At 39.7% G+C, this 16,463-nt stretch carries 19 protein-coding genes and 3 pseudogenes; all 22 read right to left on the bottom strand.

The annotated features are described in order from the left end of the window. Positions 1–11: 11 nt before the first annotated feature. The 22 genes and pseudogenes from QNH46_RS10120 to QNH46_RS10015 all read right to left on the bottom strand — a co-directional run bounded on the left by QNH46_RS10120 (position 12) and on the right by QNH46_RS10015 (position 16,463). Complete coding sequence (locus tag QNH46_RS10120) at positions 12–1,622, bottom strand: TerB N-terminal domain-containing protein (protein ID WP_283927982.1); 1,611 nt, start codon at positions 1,620–1,622, stop codon at positions 12–14. Positions 1,623–1,699: 77 nt separating this feature from the next. Beyond that, positions 1,700–1,969 (bottom strand): hypothetical protein, encoded by a 270-nt coding sequence (locus QNH46_RS10115; protein ID WP_283927981.1) that lies wholly within the window; start codon positions 1,967–1,969, stop codon positions 1,700–1,702. Between the two features lie 188 nt (positions 1,970–2,157). Beyond that, positions 2,158–2,367 (bottom strand): hypothetical protein, encoded by a 210-nt coding sequence (locus QNH46_RS10110; protein ID WP_283927980.1) that lies wholly within the window; start codon positions 2,365–2,367, stop codon positions 2,158–2,160. 76 nt (positions 2,368–2,443) lie between these two features. Then, positions 2,444–2,722 (bottom strand): DUF5316 domain-containing protein, encoded by a 279-nt coding sequence (locus QNH46_RS10105; protein WP_283927979.1) that lies wholly within the window; start codon positions 2,720–2,722, stop codon positions 2,444–2,446. Between the two features lie 87 nt (positions 2,723–2,809). After that, positions 2,810–3,217, bottom strand: a complete 408-nt coding sequence (locus QNH46_RS10100) for a GNAT family N-acetyltransferase (protein ID WP_283927978.1) — start codon at positions 3,215–3,217, stop codon at positions 2,810–2,812. 197 nt (positions 3,218–3,414) lie between these two features. Further along, complete coding sequence (locus QNH46_RS10095) at positions 3,415–3,549, bottom strand: VOC family protein (protein WP_283927977.1); 135 nt, start codon at positions 3,547–3,549, stop codon at positions 3,415–3,417. 217 nt (positions 3,550–3,766) lie between these two features. Beyond that, positions 3,767–3,895, bottom strand: coding sequence for a class III lanthipeptide (locus QNH46_RS10090; RefSeq protein ID WP_283927976.1), 129 nt, complete (start codon positions 3,893–3,895; stop codon positions 3,767–3,769). A gap of 34 nt (positions 3,896–3,929) precedes the next feature. Further along, positions 3,930–6,539 carry a class III lanthionine synthetase LanKC gene (gene lanKC / locus QNH46_RS10085; RefSeq protein ID WP_283927975.1) on the bottom strand — a complete coding sequence of 870 codons (2,610 nt, stop codon included), beginning with the start codon at positions 6,537–6,539 and terminating at the stop codon, positions 3,930–3,932. Between the two features lie 16 nt (positions 6,540–6,555). Continuing rightward, positions 6,556–8,313 (bottom strand): ABC transporter ATP-binding protein, encoded by a 1,758-nt coding sequence (locus QNH46_RS10080; RefSeq protein ID WP_283927974.1) that lies wholly within the window; start codon positions 8,311–8,313, stop codon positions 6,556–6,558. A gap of 395 nt (positions 8,314–8,708) precedes the next feature. Further along, positions 8,709–8,951, bottom strand: coding sequence for a hypothetical protein (locus QNH46_RS10075; RefSeq protein WP_283927973.1), 243 nt, complete (start codon positions 8,949–8,951; stop codon positions 8,709–8,711). A gap of 601 nt (positions 8,952–9,552) precedes the next feature. Further along, on the bottom strand, positions 9,553–10,425 hold the full coding sequence (locus QNH46_RS10070) for an SDR family oxidoreductase (protein WP_283927972.1): 873 nt from the start codon (positions 10,423–10,425) through the stop codon (positions 9,553–9,555). Between the two features lie 36 nt (positions 10,426–10,461). Continuing rightward, positions 10,462–11,055 carry an NADPH-dependent FMN reductase gene (locus tag QNH46_RS10065; RefSeq protein ID WP_283927971.1) on the bottom strand — a complete coding sequence of 198 codons (594 nt, stop codon included), beginning with the start codon at positions 11,053–11,055 and terminating at the stop codon, positions 10,462–10,464. A 230-nt stretch (positions 11,056–11,285) separates the two neighbouring features. Continuing rightward, positions 11,286–11,666, bottom strand: a complete 381-nt coding sequence (locus tag QNH46_RS10060) for a hypothetical protein (RefSeq protein WP_283927970.1) — start codon at positions 11,664–11,666, stop codon at positions 11,286–11,288. 535 nt (positions 11,667–12,201) lie between these two features. Further along, positions 12,202–12,657, bottom strand: a complete 456-nt coding sequence (locus QNH46_RS10055) for a GyrI-like domain-containing protein (protein ID WP_283927969.1) — start codon at positions 12,655–12,657, stop codon at positions 12,202–12,204. Positions 12,658–12,707: 50 nt separating this feature from the next. After that, entirely contained in the window at positions 12,708–13,142 is a 435-nt protein-coding gene (locus QNH46_RS10050) for a hypothetical protein (RefSeq protein WP_283927968.1), read from the bottom strand. Positions 13,143–13,246: 104 nt separating this feature from the next. Next, positions 13,247–13,532 (bottom strand): annotated as a pseudogene (locus tag QNH46_RS10045) (hypothetical protein). Positions 13,533–13,638: 106 nt separating this feature from the next. After that, complete coding sequence (locus tag QNH46_RS10040; RefSeq protein WP_283927967.1) at positions 13,639–14,238, bottom strand: HAD family hydrolase; 600 nt, start codon at positions 14,236–14,238, stop codon at positions 13,639–13,641. Next, positions 14,228–14,682 (bottom strand): annotated as a pseudogene (locus QNH46_RS10035) (GNAT family N-acetyltransferase). The gene QNH46_RS10040 and the pseudogene QNH46_RS10035 overlap by 11 nt, the downstream one beginning before the upstream one ends. Positions 14,683–14,717: 35 nt before the next feature. After that, positions 14,718–14,861 (bottom strand): annotated as a pseudogene (locus QNH46_RS10030) (RDD family protein); the annotation flags it as partial. A gap of 646 nt (positions 14,862–15,507) precedes the next feature. Continuing rightward, positions 15,508–15,783, bottom strand: coding sequence for a hypothetical protein (locus QNH46_RS10025; RefSeq protein WP_283927966.1), 276 nt, complete (start codon positions 15,781–15,783; stop codon positions 15,508–15,510). Positions 15,784–15,800: 17 nt separating this feature from the next. Then, entirely contained in the window at positions 15,801–16,268 is a 468-nt protein-coding gene (locus tag QNH46_RS10020; protein ID WP_283927965.1) for a GNAT family N-acetyltransferase, read from the bottom strand. Positions 16,269–16,283: 15 nt separating this feature from the next. Then, the gene (locus tag QNH46_RS10015; protein ID WP_283927964.1) at positions 16,284–16,463 is read right to left on the bottom strand and encodes a hypothetical protein; all 180 of its coding nucleotides are present in this window, start codon (positions 16,461–16,463) and stop codon (positions 16,284–16,286) included.

The raw sequence follows: 16,463 nt of genomic DNA, 5'->3' as shown, positions 1-16,463 counted from the left end.
TTGGACCTATGTCAGCTAAGCAGACTCCGCAGCTCTTCCCTGTACTCCAGGGCGATCTCATTGCCATCGACGAGCAAGTCGCCGATGTACTCCATCGCAATTTCGTTGATTTCGTCCAGCAGCAGCTCAGGCATGGAGCCGGCCTGTTCAGCAATGCCGAGCCGTACCGCGGTGTCCTCTCCATCAAGCAGAGCGGACAGCATTTTGAGATGCGCGGCGGATAAACGGGCGAATACTTCACGCCACTCCTCCGGCAGCTCCGTCCCAATCTCCCCTGCCGCAGCTTCGCTATGCTCCGCTTCCCCGGGCTCCATCCAGCCCCGCTCAAAATCGAGCTCCGCCTGCTGCAGGCTCTCTGATTGCTCAGAATCCGGCACCTTGCTCGCTTTGGACAGCTTAGCCGGCAGCGCTGTTTCTTCCCTGCTCTCATTTGACACAGGTGCCTGCACCTCAGTCGTCAGCATATCCCGTACCTCATCCGACTCCCACTGAATCCTTTGCAGCTTCGACGTGTTGATTTTCACTTTAGGCACGAAGGCTCTGGCCTCCTCCGCCTTACGCTGCTCGAATTCTTTATGCAGGAATCTTGCAACCAGTTGTTCCACGCTAGACTCCACGGTAATTCCCCGCAGCTTGCCTCGAAATCCCGATAACTCGCGCAGCTTGTTCTCCGTAAGCCTGACAAGCTGGGTTACATACGAGCGCAGCGGGAGATGTGTGCTAATCGGCAATACGCTTACTGTAACGTCGCGCCCATACAGCTCGTGATCATATACAGCGGTGCGGAACAAGGGCCTGCTGACTTTTTTCACGCGGGGTATGAACCGCTCCAGCAGCTTTACGCCCTCGCTTTTAGACAAATAACCATCGACCAGCGCCACTACTTTCGGGGCATAGGCCTGCAAATCCTTGCGCCCCTGCCCGGTGTAAAAACGGCTCTTCTCCACATCATAGTCGATCATCGTCCTCAGCATATCCCAGGTCAGCGCAAGCGGCTCAGCGGTAAATCTACGTTTCCACTCCAGCTCTTTCAACTCCGCGGATAAATTCCGGGGGAGCTTCTGCAGCGGAGCCAAAGGCTGGACATGCAGCCCGAATACCAGCCCGTAATCGTAAAGCCATTCGCGTACGTACGTGTCCAGCTTCGGATATCGCTCCCGGTAAGCGAGCCAGACCCGCTGCATCTGCTCATGCCCTTCTGCCGGTTCATTTATGCCGATGCCATGAATCAGCTCGTACAGGTACACAAAAAGATAAGACAGATCCGTATCCGGATACCGCCCTGAGCGTACCTCTCCTCGCCAATACAAATACCAGCGCAGCTGCCCCGGCTGCATTTGCTCGTAAGTGGGCCAGTAAGCATGAAAAGGGATAAACTCCGCCGCTTCTCCGCCCTTCCATTCGAGCTCGCGCGCCTGCTCCACAAACTGCCGTTCCCGGGAGACATAGCGGAAATTTTGTCCCCAGTCCACTTCCCGCCCGCCGTGTTCCGGTATTACCACAAAGGGCTCTGCCCGCTTCTGCTCCGGCTGCTCAAGCTCGATCTCCGCAAAGGTAAGCTGCTCCCTAGTTCTTCTCTGGCTGTTCATCATACCGTCGTGCCTGACCGTTCTTTCGTTCATCGTCCATAGACCTCCATCACGACACTATTATACCATCAAAGCGAAAACTTGTTCGCATTTTTTAGGCTGCTTAGGGGCTATTTTTCCTTATTACGGGCTTCATGCTTCATCTCCTCCAGCAGTTCCTCTTCAATCGCTTCATTACTCATATTGAAATCGTCCTGCTCCACGATTCCTAGCTTTTCTTTAATACGTTGGATGTCGTTATACATTTCCCGGTTTCGGATATACATGCTAAGAACCATCCCAAAAATAACGGAAACCAGAATTAGCACTCCGACCGGACCCATAAATATGGAAACCAGTATGGCAATTATTATGGCAAGCAGCGTCCCAATGATAAACATTTTCTATCCCTCCGCATCTGAATGCTCTGTATAATGATGCTATTTCATATTGAAGGCTAGCTAAATCCAAAATAACGCTTCGGGTATCGTTCTTCATCATGGTATTTTTACTTTCTTCTATCTAAAAAAAGAGCGACTGTTGTGCTGAATGTTATCCACAAACCTCGCTCTAATGCTATATGGTTGGCTTAGCATGATATTGTAAGCTCAACCTTTCTTGTTTTTTCCTCGCTTGAAGCATACCAGCTTTTAACTTTCTCAAATTCAGATGATTCTATATCAGGTATAGCTTCCTCCGATGATTCCGCCTCAACAGAACTGGTCATTGCAGTTTTCATTGGAACTGACAAACCGTTTATAGTGATTATTAATGCTGTTGCGCCCAATACAAAAATCATGGAAGAGCATGATTAATTTTTTCACAGCAATTATTTTCTCCTTAATTTTTGCACACCGCTTTCTAGGAAATTAATTTCACTTTACGATCATAAAAATGGCTATTGCCATCAGGAAAAAAGGGAGTCCCCATAGAAAAAACATAGAAGAAAACTTGTTTCTAGACTCTTTATCCTCCGCCGTTTCTATCTCTCTATTGGCTCTCATTTGAACCCCGCTAACAAAAGTCCCATTGAGAACGCCTGCTAGCAGCAGCATGATAACTCCAATTCCGCCCGTAATGTTTATGGCCTGTTGCCATTCCCATAAGAAGCCTATAGACAATGATAATACAACACTGACGATGATTCCGGTCATCAGCTTTTTAATCGTAATTCCCTCCTGCTACTTCCATGATTATACATCTGAATAACTAGGCATGAAAGGTTAGAAGCCCGAGTCCATTTACACTATATTTTTAGTGAAAATCAATTCGAGCGGAGCATTTTCTTGCATTAAACATCCGGCATCCTTATACCCAAGCTTTCTATAAAAGTGCTGTGCCTCTTCATCGGATTGCGTCGAGGTCATGACAGAGCTAAAGCCTTTCTTTCTCATCAGCTCTTCCCAGTAGAGTACGACTTTCTTCCCGTGCCCTTGGCCCCGATATTCTTCATCAATCCAAAGCATGTTCATAAACGGCGTGTTATCCCAGAAATACCCGAACCTCATCCAGCCTATTTCTTCATTCGACTCCCACAATATGAATACCTCATGTTCATTTATTTTGTTCTTAACCAAAGCCTCAGCGATATGTCTGTCTCTTTCCACGATATATTTATAGTCTGAATCTGTCGCAGCTTTTATTTCCATAGATTTCAATTTCTCCCCTAAATTCAGTTATAGAACTGACATATCATTAATTGATTCACAATCGTTAAAAGTAAAATCCGAATGGTCGATATGCTTGTTTATCGCTGATACTTCGACTCCTCTATCTTGTATAAAATTGTATGTACCCTCATTGTTGTTCGTCGAAAAGCTAAATGTGGCTCTGGCTACCCGATCGTTCACATTGGATTTAAATTAAAGTCATGCTCCCCTAAGCTAAAACCCAGAGTATGGCAATACCATTGGCAAGCTGACTCCAAATCCTTAACATAATACATAGCGCCTGTAATTGGTTTGCTGATAAATGAATTCATTTGGGGCATCCTCCTTGTTATGATAACTTCCTTAAAAGTGGTGCCAAGTTTATGTGTACAAAAAAGCCCCAGCCAAGATAGCTCTATCTTAAGCTGGAGCGTTTGTTGTCTGAGCTTCTTCCTTCATTATATATGAAATAAAATAAATAAGGAAAAGAATAAGCAGTTTGCTTATCCTTTTCCCTATTTATGCGCGCTTATGAATGTTGTTTAGTTATTAACAATGATTGCTTACTGTCGACCAAGTTGCTGCTGTAGTCGTTACAGTCCATGTAATTGTAATTGGAAATGCCTCTTGCTCTTCTGGTATTGCAGCTAATTGTTGCAGCGCTAACACATCATTCATTGTTTTCACCTCCTTTCATGAATAGGTATACGGTCTATGTAACTAATGGAGTATTCATATACCTTGTCTTCGTTACAAATTGATTAATATTTATAATCGGCAGCCAATATAATGGGTTGGATTCTAAAATTCCTTGTAGCCCTAATATGATCCCTGCGCTTCCAGAATATAAATCATCAGATAAGCGATAACAGAAGTTTCCTGGAAATAAACAATGGTTTTCTTTGAAAATAAGGAACAAATTTAATCGATCAATGGCTTGCTTTTTGTGAGCTTCAATCATTTCATAAGTATCATCCAGCAGAGGTGGTATCAGTAAAAAACCGCCCGCCCCATCAAATAATCCCCCAGTGAATGTACATCTTATATGATTCAAATTAACTATTAATTTGAATTCGTCCTGATAATGCTTCTGGCCACTCACATGATTCAGATACCAAATCGCTACTCCAATTCCTATAGATCCACCTGATAAATAAGGAATCAACAATTTTCGATCATTCATGATTTGCAGAACATGCAAGTCCTCGTCAATGTGGGCATTTTTTAAATCAAGTCCTACTAGCTCTTGTGCCACCACATAAAAAGTCGTATTCCTCGTAACCGCATACATTGCTGTAAAAAACAACGATACACCTGACCATCCATCGATCAGCCCAACAGGATCAGCAGCCCAGTCGGAAACGGTTAAACTTCTATTATCTCTTAAAAAATGCATAATATGACTTGCAATCGATTCAGCTTGCTTTAAATATTGATCATCGTTTTCTTCAAAATATAAACTGATTAAAGCAAGCCCAATCCCCGCCAAGCCTGACCTTAATGAAATATCATCGTTATTACCAGTTAAATTGCTAAATAATTCTAAAGCTTTGTCTTTATAACCTAATTCATACAGTGTTGCAGCAATACCTGCTTTGCCAGTAAACAGTCCTCGTCCCTGTAATTCAGATTGTTCAGAATGAATGTTATGAATGAAATGTTGTTCAATCCAATGGATCACTTGTTTATCCACATTTCCTGTTCTAAACAAAGCCAGCGCCGCACCAGTCCCTCCAGTAAGCACATTCGTTGTTCCACCAGCGATTTCATATTGTCTAATATCACCATGAATCAGACCTTGATCTGGCACTAGATTGGCCAACATCCCCGCTCTTAGACCTGCTATCAACGATTTTATTTCATCTGACCATTTTTTTTGAGCATAATCTATGGGTTGATATTGTTTCTCTTTTGTTGCTGATAAATGGATGTCACATCTGTTTTCGATTTCTCGGAGAAATAAGTAGAACTCACTACCAAATTCTTGTTTAATCCACTCATTGTGATATGAGGTTATACTTTCCTCAATATTGCTTATCGGACCTATAGGTAACACACAATATCTTAGTATTTTTTTAACTGCATACCAGTCTCGTTCCTTGCGGTTTATATTTTGATGATCCGAAAATCCCATCGTATGAATTGCCGCCTTATCTTCACGATCTTTGTGATCGGCAGACTCAAAATCAATAAGTGTCACATCCAGATCCTTCGTGATCATCATATTGGCTGGCTGTAAATCTCCCATGCCAACATTTTTACGATGCATCTCGGTAACAATATCTATTAAACGGAGGATGATTTGTTTCACTTCATTTATATACTGTTCTTTATCTTTATGGCGATGAAAGGGGTATTTCGCAGCTATCCACGTTTTCATATCAATCCCTTCAACATATTCTTCTACTAGAAATAAATGCTTCCACGATTTAAAATAATCAACTACCTTCACTACGCCTTTCACATCCGCAAGCTTCGATAATGCTTCGTATTCCTTTTGCAGCCTGTCGATTGCATCTTTATTTTGTCCGTCTAGCCCTACCTTTGGCCTTGCTTCTTTAATAACTACCTTTCGTTTATCCTCATTTCTTTCAGCGATATAAATCCCGCCGCCATTGGTAAATCGCAGCGCATTTTGGAATTTATATTGTTTAAACTTAGGATTATTTTCATCAGCATCAGAAAACTGGTTGTTCAACTCTAAAAATTGATCAAAATCTTTAACAAATTCAGGCGCCTGATAATAAGGGGTACGATTATCCGGAATTAGTTGTCCTGTGGGATCCTTGATGCAAAATTCGCCTTTTTCGTTGGGAATTTTCACAAATCCCCCATATCTATAGTATATATTGCTATTTTTCCAGCATTTATCACTTAGAATATAAGGCCCATTTTCTTGATCTTTAACCTTGTCATATAAAATATGAAGTAATTCATAAAATTCTTCATCGGTTGGAGGATATATCGTTATGAATTTTCCGGAGCTTATTCTATTCCCATTTTTGGAGTTAATACTATGTAAGTAGGTTTTATTAAGAAGATGCTTAAAGGTCATTTTACGTTCGATTAAAACTTGGCTTATGTCCGCTAGAATTTGCTGTGCATTTTCCATAGTTGCACTAACATGAATCTTCCAGCCCTGATCCTTAATTTTTTTATTGGCAAAACTATAAATTTTCCAAGGAGAATTTTCCTCTGTTCTAATCAAACAATCTTCAGACAAATGGTTTACCGTGAATTCAGCTGTTTTGTTGCCAGCCTGCTTCTCGTAATATTTTGAATCATTATTTACGTACTTAAAGTAAAGATGGTTTTTATCCATTATGGCTGCTCCTCCCTCATTGTAATTGTGCGCTAAATTGCAATTCACAAAATTGCTGATACAATTTATGAGTTCTTTGTAATTCATAGTGGGTTCCTTGGCCTGTTACCTTGCCATCTTCCACAAAAATAATATATTCGGAGTCCATAATCGTAGATAATCTATGAGCTATTACAATGGCGGTTCTACCCTCAATAATTTTCTTCATCGCAGATTGCACTTTTTCCTCAGACTGGCTGTCCAAATTTGATGTTGCTTCATCTAATAAAATGAGTTTAGGATCTTTAAGGAACATTCTTGCGATAGCAATTCTTTGTCTTTGTCCGCCGGATAAGTGGAGTCCTCGCTCGCCAATATGCGTGTCCAATCCATGAGGCAGCTGACTTATGAATTCCCATGCATATGCCATTTCGCAAGCTTCAATAATTTTCGCCTCATCTTGCGGTTCTAATCCAAAGATTAGATTCTCCCTTATCGTCCCGGTAATTAGACTGTGCTCCTGAGATACATAACCGATTTGAGAACGCCAGGAATGCAATGAATAATTTTCTATACTTTCACCATCGATATAAATACTTCCGCTGGTTGGTTTGTAAAATCGCTCCAGCAAGGAAACAAACGTCGTTTTTCCACTGCCGCTTGGGCCAACTAACGCATAAGTATTCCCGCTCTTAATATTCAATGTGATGTCCTCTAAAGAAAACGATAAATTTTCCTGAGTGTTATACTTAAAGCTCAAATTTCTAATTTCAATGTCTTTGCAGCTTAGATCTAAACTCTTGCCCTCATTTATATTCTCTTCTTCCTCGGATAGCAGCTGTAAAATTCGTTCTGTTGCCCCCTTGGTTTTCTGCAACTGAGAGAAGAAAAAACCAAAGTTAGAAATAGGATTGATAATATAAAAAATCAAGGTTAAAAATGCGATAAAGGTTCCCGCTGTTAAACGGCCATTCGCTAGTTGGACACCGCCATAGCCAATAATGATCATAATAATAATTAACATGATCATATTGAGGAAGGGATTTACCGTAGCTGACCATTTGGCTTGCTTCAAACCTAGTTGCATGAGATCATTAATATTTTTTAATCCTTTATCGATTTGATAGTTTTCAGCGGTAAAAGACTTAACCAACTTATTTTCGGAAATCATTTCAATCGCACTAATATTCAATTTTCCAGTTGACTTTTGCGTTTTTTTAGAAAGCTCGGATAACGCTCGGCCTAAAGGAATAAAAAATAACAGGAATATTGGAATCGCAGCTACAATAACTAAGGATAATTCCCAGCTATAATAGAACAGCCAAAATCCACAAAATAATATGGTTAATACAGCATTGATAAATGTAGAAAATGAATGCGTGACCAAGTTGTATATCACGGTAGTATCACTAACTAATCTACTGGCTATATCCCCGGATTGGTTTCTATCAAAAAACGCTGTTGGCAATTTCACAATTTTCGTCCAAGTCATTCCTCTTAGATTAGCTACAACCGTTAAGCCAACCTTGCTCAATAAATAACTTGATAGAACACCTGTAATTGTCACACAAACAAAAATGGCTACTAAACCGATTAAAACGCCTCGATTCAGACTACCTGAGAGGGAGTAGGAATCGATGATATTCTTTAAGACATTAGGAATAAATGTGGAAAGTATGGCGCTAGCAGAGCTTATGGTACAAGCCACAATAAAGAGGCCTACATGAGGTTTCGACTTATGAATTAGCTCGAAAAAACTTCCCCACGAATATTGACTTTTTGCTTCTTTAGCCATCTTTTCACCTTTTCTATTGTTTATTGGATGCAATAAACCTACTATTCATGCAATGATCAATGAATATAATTTGAAAGAAAAGATAGATGTATTGGGAGCTGTAGGGTATTTTGTAATAAATAGTTCTTATGGTCTTATCATTGCCTTTATAGAGGAAGGTTAGAAAAATTGGTTTTGAATACAAACATGATGTATTTATGGGGTAAATTATGAGGTGAATAGTCTATGATTAAAGTATGGTGGAAATACTAAATTTATTTGTTTCTAATTTTAACATACACAATTGCGAAATTCAAGATTATAATTCTATTAATAGAAAATAATTACATTCTATGCTTTTTGAATCCCTCGTCATGTACTCTTATGGATTAACTTATTTTCAATTAAATATGCAACTATTTGTGATCAATTGTTTTCCATTGATTACGGTCAACAATCCATAATCCACTCATAGAACTACGTCTTAAATCTCTTCCTGTTTGCTGGCTTTCACCAACTACAACGTAATTTCCATGGGCAGCTAACCCCCTTGTAAAAATAGGGGCACCTGAAACCCAAAGAGGCGTCTTCTCATCCAAGTCGATTAAGGTTCCTTTATTGGAATCACAACTAATTTTTTGGCCCTGATCGTAATCCATATATTGTGAAGGCCAGTTGCTGGTCCTAAGTTTTCTATTTCCAACAACTGCATGCCTGGATAAGAAAATACACCCAGCCATGATCCTTTATTGAATCTGTGGGCAATCACATATAATTTTTCATCTTTGATGAACACAGAATTAAGATGATCTCCGCTGTAGACATCTGGGGATAGCCTATCCCACCGTTCTGAGCTTAAGCCGATTTCATGAAAGAAACCTGGTCTAGATCAATCAATGGTCGTTATTACATTACGCCCTGTATTGGTGCAAACAACTTTTCCGTCCGGTGTACATACAATTTGATGAGGGGCGGATAAAAAAACAGAACTTCTTTTTGCTCCGGCAGATATCCAACCACGTTCGGATAAAGCGTATGAGGTGATGTCAATCAAATTTGCGTTTTCGATCCCACTATGAGATAACACAAGATGTTCATCATTTTCAAACCATGATATGCCATAGTACTCCTGTCGGTCACCTTCAATTGGAGTAGCATGGATCGCTGCTGCGACAAGGGTAACCAACCTAGCGTCATGCGAAGTCAAAAAACACCGGCCATTCTTGATGGAATGGCCGGTGTTTAAATTCGGGTTCTATGTTACTTAGGGTTCGGGATACCGCTAACGATTTGAGTCAATGCTTCACGGACTGGCGTAGCTGGGCGACCGAGCAATTTCTCAAAATCATTGCTTTCGACCTCTAGCCCGCCTTCTCGAATGCCTTGTTGAATGCCTACGAGAAACGGAACAAGGAAATCCGGAACACCTGCACTTTTCATGATGTCAGCGTAGGCTTCGTCGTCAACCTGTTGTACAGGTATGTCTTTACCTAACACTTCACCAAGAGCGGAGACAAATTGCTCCTGCGTCATGAGCTTGCCTGAAAGTTCGTAGACGGTATTTTCGTGACCATCTCCAGCTAGTACAGCAGCAGCCGCCTCCGCATATTCCTGCTGAAGGGCCCAGCCGACTTTGCCGGATCCGGCAGATGTTACCCAAGGTGCTCCAGCCATGACGCCTTGAATGCTTGAAATTTCATTTTCCAAGTACCAGTTATTACGCAAGAAGGAGTATGGAATTCCTGTTCTCAAAATCGCCTCTTCTGTTGCCTTATGCGGTGGAGACAGGAACATCTTGCTTTCTTTCGCGTTAACTAGGCTAGTGTATGCAATAAATTTAACACCAGCGCGTTCAGCTGCTGCAACCGCATTTGTATGCTGCCGAATGCGTGTTTCATTGTCCCCGTCCGCAGAAATGATTAATAAGCGATCGATTCCTGTCAAGGCAGTATCCAATGTTTCCGGGTGGTCAAAATCGCCTTGGCGAACCTCCACACCGCGAGTCCGGAATCCTTCTGCTTTCTCCGGATTGCGGACACTGACAGCCAATTGATCCGCAGGCACTGATTTCAATAAGGTTTCAACAATTTTTGTCCCTAATTTTCCTGTCGCACCTGTAACCAATATCTTCATAATTCGTGTCCCCTCAGGCTAAATAATTTCAAGTTTTTATCTCAATACTTTTAACGCACCGCTCCATGCTACTACTTGATCCAGCATGGCATTCACGTTATCAAGATGCAAATCCTGTGGTTTGAAAACAGAGAAGTTCTCGAAATCTGTAAACAATGACAATGTCGGATGTACGCGAACATCTGCAATCAATAATTCGCCCATGATTCCCCGCAGATGTTCAGCTGCACGAGCACCGCCAGTTGACCCGTAGCTTACGATTCCTGCCGCCTTGTTGTTCCATGCTTCGCGTGCGAAATCAATGGCGTTTTTCAATGCGCCTGTGATGCTGTGATTGTATTCTTGAACGATAAACACAAATCCGTCTAGGCTCGCAAGCTTTTCATTCCACGCTGCAATTCCTGGCTCCGTACCATCGGTTGTGCCCAAAAACGGCAATTTGAAATCAGCAATATCTACGATTTCGTAATTCGCATCCCCGCGTTTGTCAGCGATCCCTTTCACCCATTCTCCAACTTGCGGGCTAACGCGTCCATCACGCGTGCTTCCTAAAATAATTCCGATGTTTAGTTTTGACATTGTTTTTTCCTCCTTATTTGTACTTCCGAATATTTTGCCCAAAAAACCCATTTTTCCACCGCCAAAATTAATGTTTTATGAAATGGCCAGTTTCGATGTCAAGCTCTCCTGACGGATCCGCCTCCCTTCGAACATGTGATGAACATAAATCAGTTCATTTGCCTATCATAGCTTCAAACGAAAAAATTTAATTAACCGGATAATAGTTAATTACTTTATGTAAGTTATTATATTTATTTTATCTATTTACGTCAAGTATGCATTTATAGCTACGGTTAGGTTCATGCTTGCCTCCCTTTATTTATGGTTGCTCTGTCCAAGTTGTTCTTACATAACCAATTTTCATGCCAATCTTCTATAGGGTAATATAGCGAAGTATGAAACCCGGACTGATACAATCCTCTTTGGGCAAGTCCTTGCAGCAGACCTTGATTGACCCGTGATGATACAATTTCAAACTGCATCTTTCGTTTTCTAGATCTATAGAAATCAATAATATCATCGAGCAGCTCAATATCATCAGCACTTATGCCTTTAACCGTATTAAATGCTGGCCAAGGCATAGTCTCGCTATACAGTGCAATTGCACTGCCAAAATGTTTGATCTCTACACCTTCAGGATTACCAGGTCTTTCTTGAATCGCTTTCATTCTATCTAACATGTAATCTGATTCGGACTTTCGATTAATTCAACTTTGTCTTGAGTTAGTGAATGTTGCATAAATGAAATACCTCCAGTTTTAATCATATACAAATTGGATCAATTAGATTCACATATCTGTTTCCAATAAGCCCATGCTTTTTTGTATCCAGGCAAATCATTTGGATGGTGCTTGATGCTTAACCCTACGCGACAATATAGTTGTATTAATTTACTCTTAACATTTACTTCCTAACGTCTACTCCATTTCTTAATAAAAATATTCAATAATAATCCTATAAGAAACCATATCAAAATCCCTAAAATTGCAGTATTTAATCTAAAGTTATAATTCACAATGTCATCGTATTTAAATAATTGTTTGACAATAAATTCAACATTAGATAATAGATTTGCGATGATTTGACTATTTCCTTCGCCATGTCCCTTATCAATACTTTGATCAATTAATGTTGATGTGATTACGAGACATAATTGAAAAATCGGAAATAGGATGTAATATCTATGCTTCATTGATTTATCCCTCGTCCTTAATGTTAGTCTCTAATTATGCTATTTGTGTTTGTGGGTATAAACCACTCAAGAAGTTCAGTATTTTGTTGATCAGGCTTAAATATCTCAAATCTAGGTTTAGAAAGATCAATTTGATATCTTTCTTGATTATCGATTGTACATACGTTCTCCCAGAAATCACCAACATGCTCTTTCTTAAATTTGAATGCGACATATTCTTCTGCCGGTATAGTTAAAGCATTCATCCCTTCAGGGACATTCTGTGAGTCCGTGACTTCAGCTCCAACGAAGGGCGTTGGATATTTACCGGACACTACAAGATATTGAAGCTTATTTGTTGAATTAGTTATTTCATTCATTCGTTCGTTAAGTTTTCTAAACAGATGTTTCTCTTCCTCCATGCTCTGGCCACTAAACCCAATAAGTATAAAAGCTTTACGCTTACAATTATAAGTTTCTACAATCTCATTCAAATTCATAATAGAGCCCTCCAGTATTACATACACCATTTTGAATTCCCTCGAGTACCTCAATCCATTTCTAAAAAATCTTCCTGATGATCTATAATCCATTCATTCATCCGATTTATTGTTTTTTCGGATAATTCGTTATATTTAGCGAAATATTCTGTTACAGCATTCAATAAACCCTTATCTTTTTCTAAATCCGTTGGACTCACCTGTTGCCCTTTGTTCATGTCTTCACTTCGCTGCATAATTAGGTCTTCCATTTGTTCTAACAAATCAACCATTTCAAAATCCTTAAAATATTGAACTCCGCTTTTTATTCCGCTCCAAGATTGAATCTCCAATATGTAGTAGCTTGAAAACCAGTAAAACTCTTCGATTGTCTTGGCGTGATTATGAAACGAATAAAACAAATATAGACCTTTCTGCCCTTCATTTAACTGCTGATACATTTCTGTTTTTGTGGTGATATCCTTTCCACGAACAGCTAGCAGCATAGGTTGGATACATAACCAGCTTAATTGCGTATTCTAAAAATCTTGTTTAGTTAACTTTACTTTCATTGATTTCTCCATTCTCATGATTTTGAATTGTATTAGATTTAAATCAAGTCCTTCTTGAGGTAGTAATGTCTATTTCCCCGTGGAGCATCCTCGATAATGGCCATTTCTTTATACCCATACTTCTTATAGAATTCAGGCGTTCCAATTCCAACAGATTGCACTATTAAGCCCAGCTATAATTTCGCCCTGATCATCCTGTGAACATAAGATAATTTCTTCGTAGATACCGTTTGGTACATGTTTGGAATTAAATTCAATTAGTTTGTTTCTAACATAATTTGCATCTTCACTTGTCCCTATTAGGATCCTTGGGGTTCTAGACATATAATCCTCCTTCGCCGCAACAGTCAGCCTGAACTAAATAAAATGCCCCAGCCTTAGATAGCTCTGATCTTAGGCTAGGGCGTTTATGCGTGAGCTTCTTCCATGATTATACATCCGATAATATGATTGGCTCAACTTTCTCTATCCATTTATGGTCTTGATCTGCAAGTAAGGTTCTCCATCCGAGATCACTTACTGGTTTAAAGTTCTTTTCTTGATCATCTATGAAAAGAATGAGTTGGTTTGCATCATTATGGTCAAAATGTTTTTCTACATATTTATAAATTTGAATATCAGGTTTACATAGGCCAACTTGATTTGATATCGTGATGCTCTTTATAAAGGGTTCAATCTTTGATAAAATCGGCTCCAGCCATTCCTGGCAATGATTACTGAGAATATGGATATCAGCGATTTGACTCCACTTCGGCAAGCAATTGATGGCAGGAAGCGGTTCAAGCGAATGAATCAGCATTTCCCGAGCTTCTTGTTTATTGATTGGATTTATTCGGTGGCTCAACCAAGTCCAAAAATGCTCTTCCTTCATCTTTCCCATCCAAAGGTCTTTACGGATTTCCTCAAATTGTTCCCTGAAACTCTGAAACAAAATTTGCGAACCCTCGGATAGATTAAGCCAACAGGTCGGTGAAAAGTTGCTAACTAACACACCGGCTAAATCTAATACAAGCTGCGGTTTAACAGTCATCCTCTGGCCCCCTCAAGCTTTCTTTGGCTCGTATGCTCCTAATTGTATTGTTACAGTCAGCGACGTCATCGATGTTAACTTTCCAAATCATGTGGTCATTTGCCTTGCCCCAATAATCTTTTAATAAATATTGAGGTTCTCCAAACTTTTTTGTCCAGATTTGTTGCGCAGTCTTATATCCGCTATCTAAAACAAATTCCTTTATCCCCTTTTGACGCATTGCGGAATACATTGCTTTCAAAAGTACATTGCCCACCCCGTTCCTTTGGTAATGAGGGTCATCATTTTCTAAGTGAATTATTTTCGAGTTGATTTCGTCTTCCATATCATCCAGCAGTTCTCCAATGCCATCCTTCATAAACGTATCTGTAATGACAATTCTAAAAAACAACCTAGTTCTTCGGTGTCTCTACTGCTTGGTCTTCTTATCTCCACGTGCAACAATGGATTACCACTCCTATTAATAAAGAGAATACGAATTAATCATTATATACGACTTCCGTTCCGGCGATGAAATCATGAATCGCTCTTTTATCTTCTCTAAGCCCAACCATGAATGCACTGATTAATACACCGATCCCAAAGGTCAAACCATAAACAATACCCGCAACTAAGTTGCGTATCGTTCCTTCATCTTTCTGATTCCCAATTAGATCTTTCTCAGTCATAATAAATGAGGAGAAGCCTCCAGCATCATTCGGTATGAATTCCAATGACATGCTTATATGATCCAAATAAAATGTATGAACGTCTCTCGTTTTTAATTGCAGATTACCAAAAATAATTAACTGTTCATCTTGCATCTCAATATGGATGCTGACCCCTAACTCAACATTTTGGAAGCTCCCCGCATGTTGCACTAATTCTTGTGAACTCAGAATTGGATCAGGCATATAAGTCAGGTTTAGAAAATCCAAAATGTTATTGTAATATTGAGGCCATTCCCACGCCGTATTATCAATCGCTAACGTATTCATCCTGCATTTTGCATAAGCATCGCGAGCTAAAACAGCATATTCATGCAAAAAATTCAGGTGCAAATCCTCGCTTTGTTGGCCGCGATTCACGTAATAAGGCTCATGTTTATATTTCTCATAAGTATGCTTAAGCCAATTTTCGCCGCCCCGTGCTACCATCATTCTATGAATTCCAACAGCGGGATCTTCTTGATAAAGATAAATTAAGGTGCAATTTAATTCTGCCAATCGTGCGTATATTTCTTTTATAAAACGGATGATATCGTCTCTATCTACATCCAAATGAAGTTGTTCAATGATTGGGATTTTGGAACAGGACCGACTCCATGACAATGACGGAATTATCCTCAGGTAGAGCATCCAGAAAGCGGTCCAAGTTAGCAAGATAAATATTTCTCCAATCTGTAGGATCAGTAATCTCACAATCAAGAAAAATCGGATGCTGAAAAGCAGATTCATGAAAAAGCTTTGTTTTCATTCCATTTCTTTCAGTTTGTAAAGATATGAATCTTGCAGTTGTTGACTTGCCTGATCCGGGTATTCCTTCGACAATGATTAGATGCAACATCATTTCCCCCCTTCTTGTTAATTATTCTTTGTACTTAAAAAATAATGATAAAAATCCTGATCTTTCACATATCCGTTTCGTTCATATAGTCGCTGAGCTTGTAAGTTATTAACCGCTGTCGACAGTTCTATTCCTTTAGCTTTTATTTGTACGGCGTACCTTCTTGCTTCTTCTAACAATAGTTGTCCTAATCCCTGCTTCCTATATTCTCTGAGCACAAATAAGTCGTTTAATATTAGAGATCTTTCCAAAGAAATAGAAGAAAAAACAGGATATAATTGTGTAAATCCACTAATCATATTTTTGCTAATATCTTTTACTACAAAAATGATAGATTCCCGATGTTCAAAGCGTTCAAATAAAAATTGATGTGCGCATTCCAAATTTGACTGCTGTCCGTTAAATAGGCGATATTCATTAAACAGATTTGATAATTCATCTAAATCTTTGAACGTTGCTTGATAGACATCGTACTTTGAACTCATAGTTCCCATCCTCACTTACTCTTTATCTTCATTTAATAAATTCACACCAGAAATAATACATAATAAAAACAAGAATAATAATCTTAACCAATCCATTAAAAGCCAAAAGTCGCCGCCATTCACAATACTGGGACTCAATCCATACTCATCCACAAAAATGCCCATATTCCAAAATAGCTTTGCTCCAACTGTCAA

Origin of the sequence: Paenibacillus woosongensis, assembly GCF_030122845.1 — a bacterium.
Classification (GTDB): domain Bacteria; phylum Bacillota; class Bacilli; order Paenibacillales; family Paenibacillaceae; genus Fontibacillus; species Fontibacillus woosongensis_A.
The sequence above is the reverse complement of the archived record's forward strand: the minus strand, read 5'-3'. Positions and strand labels throughout refer to the sequence as shown.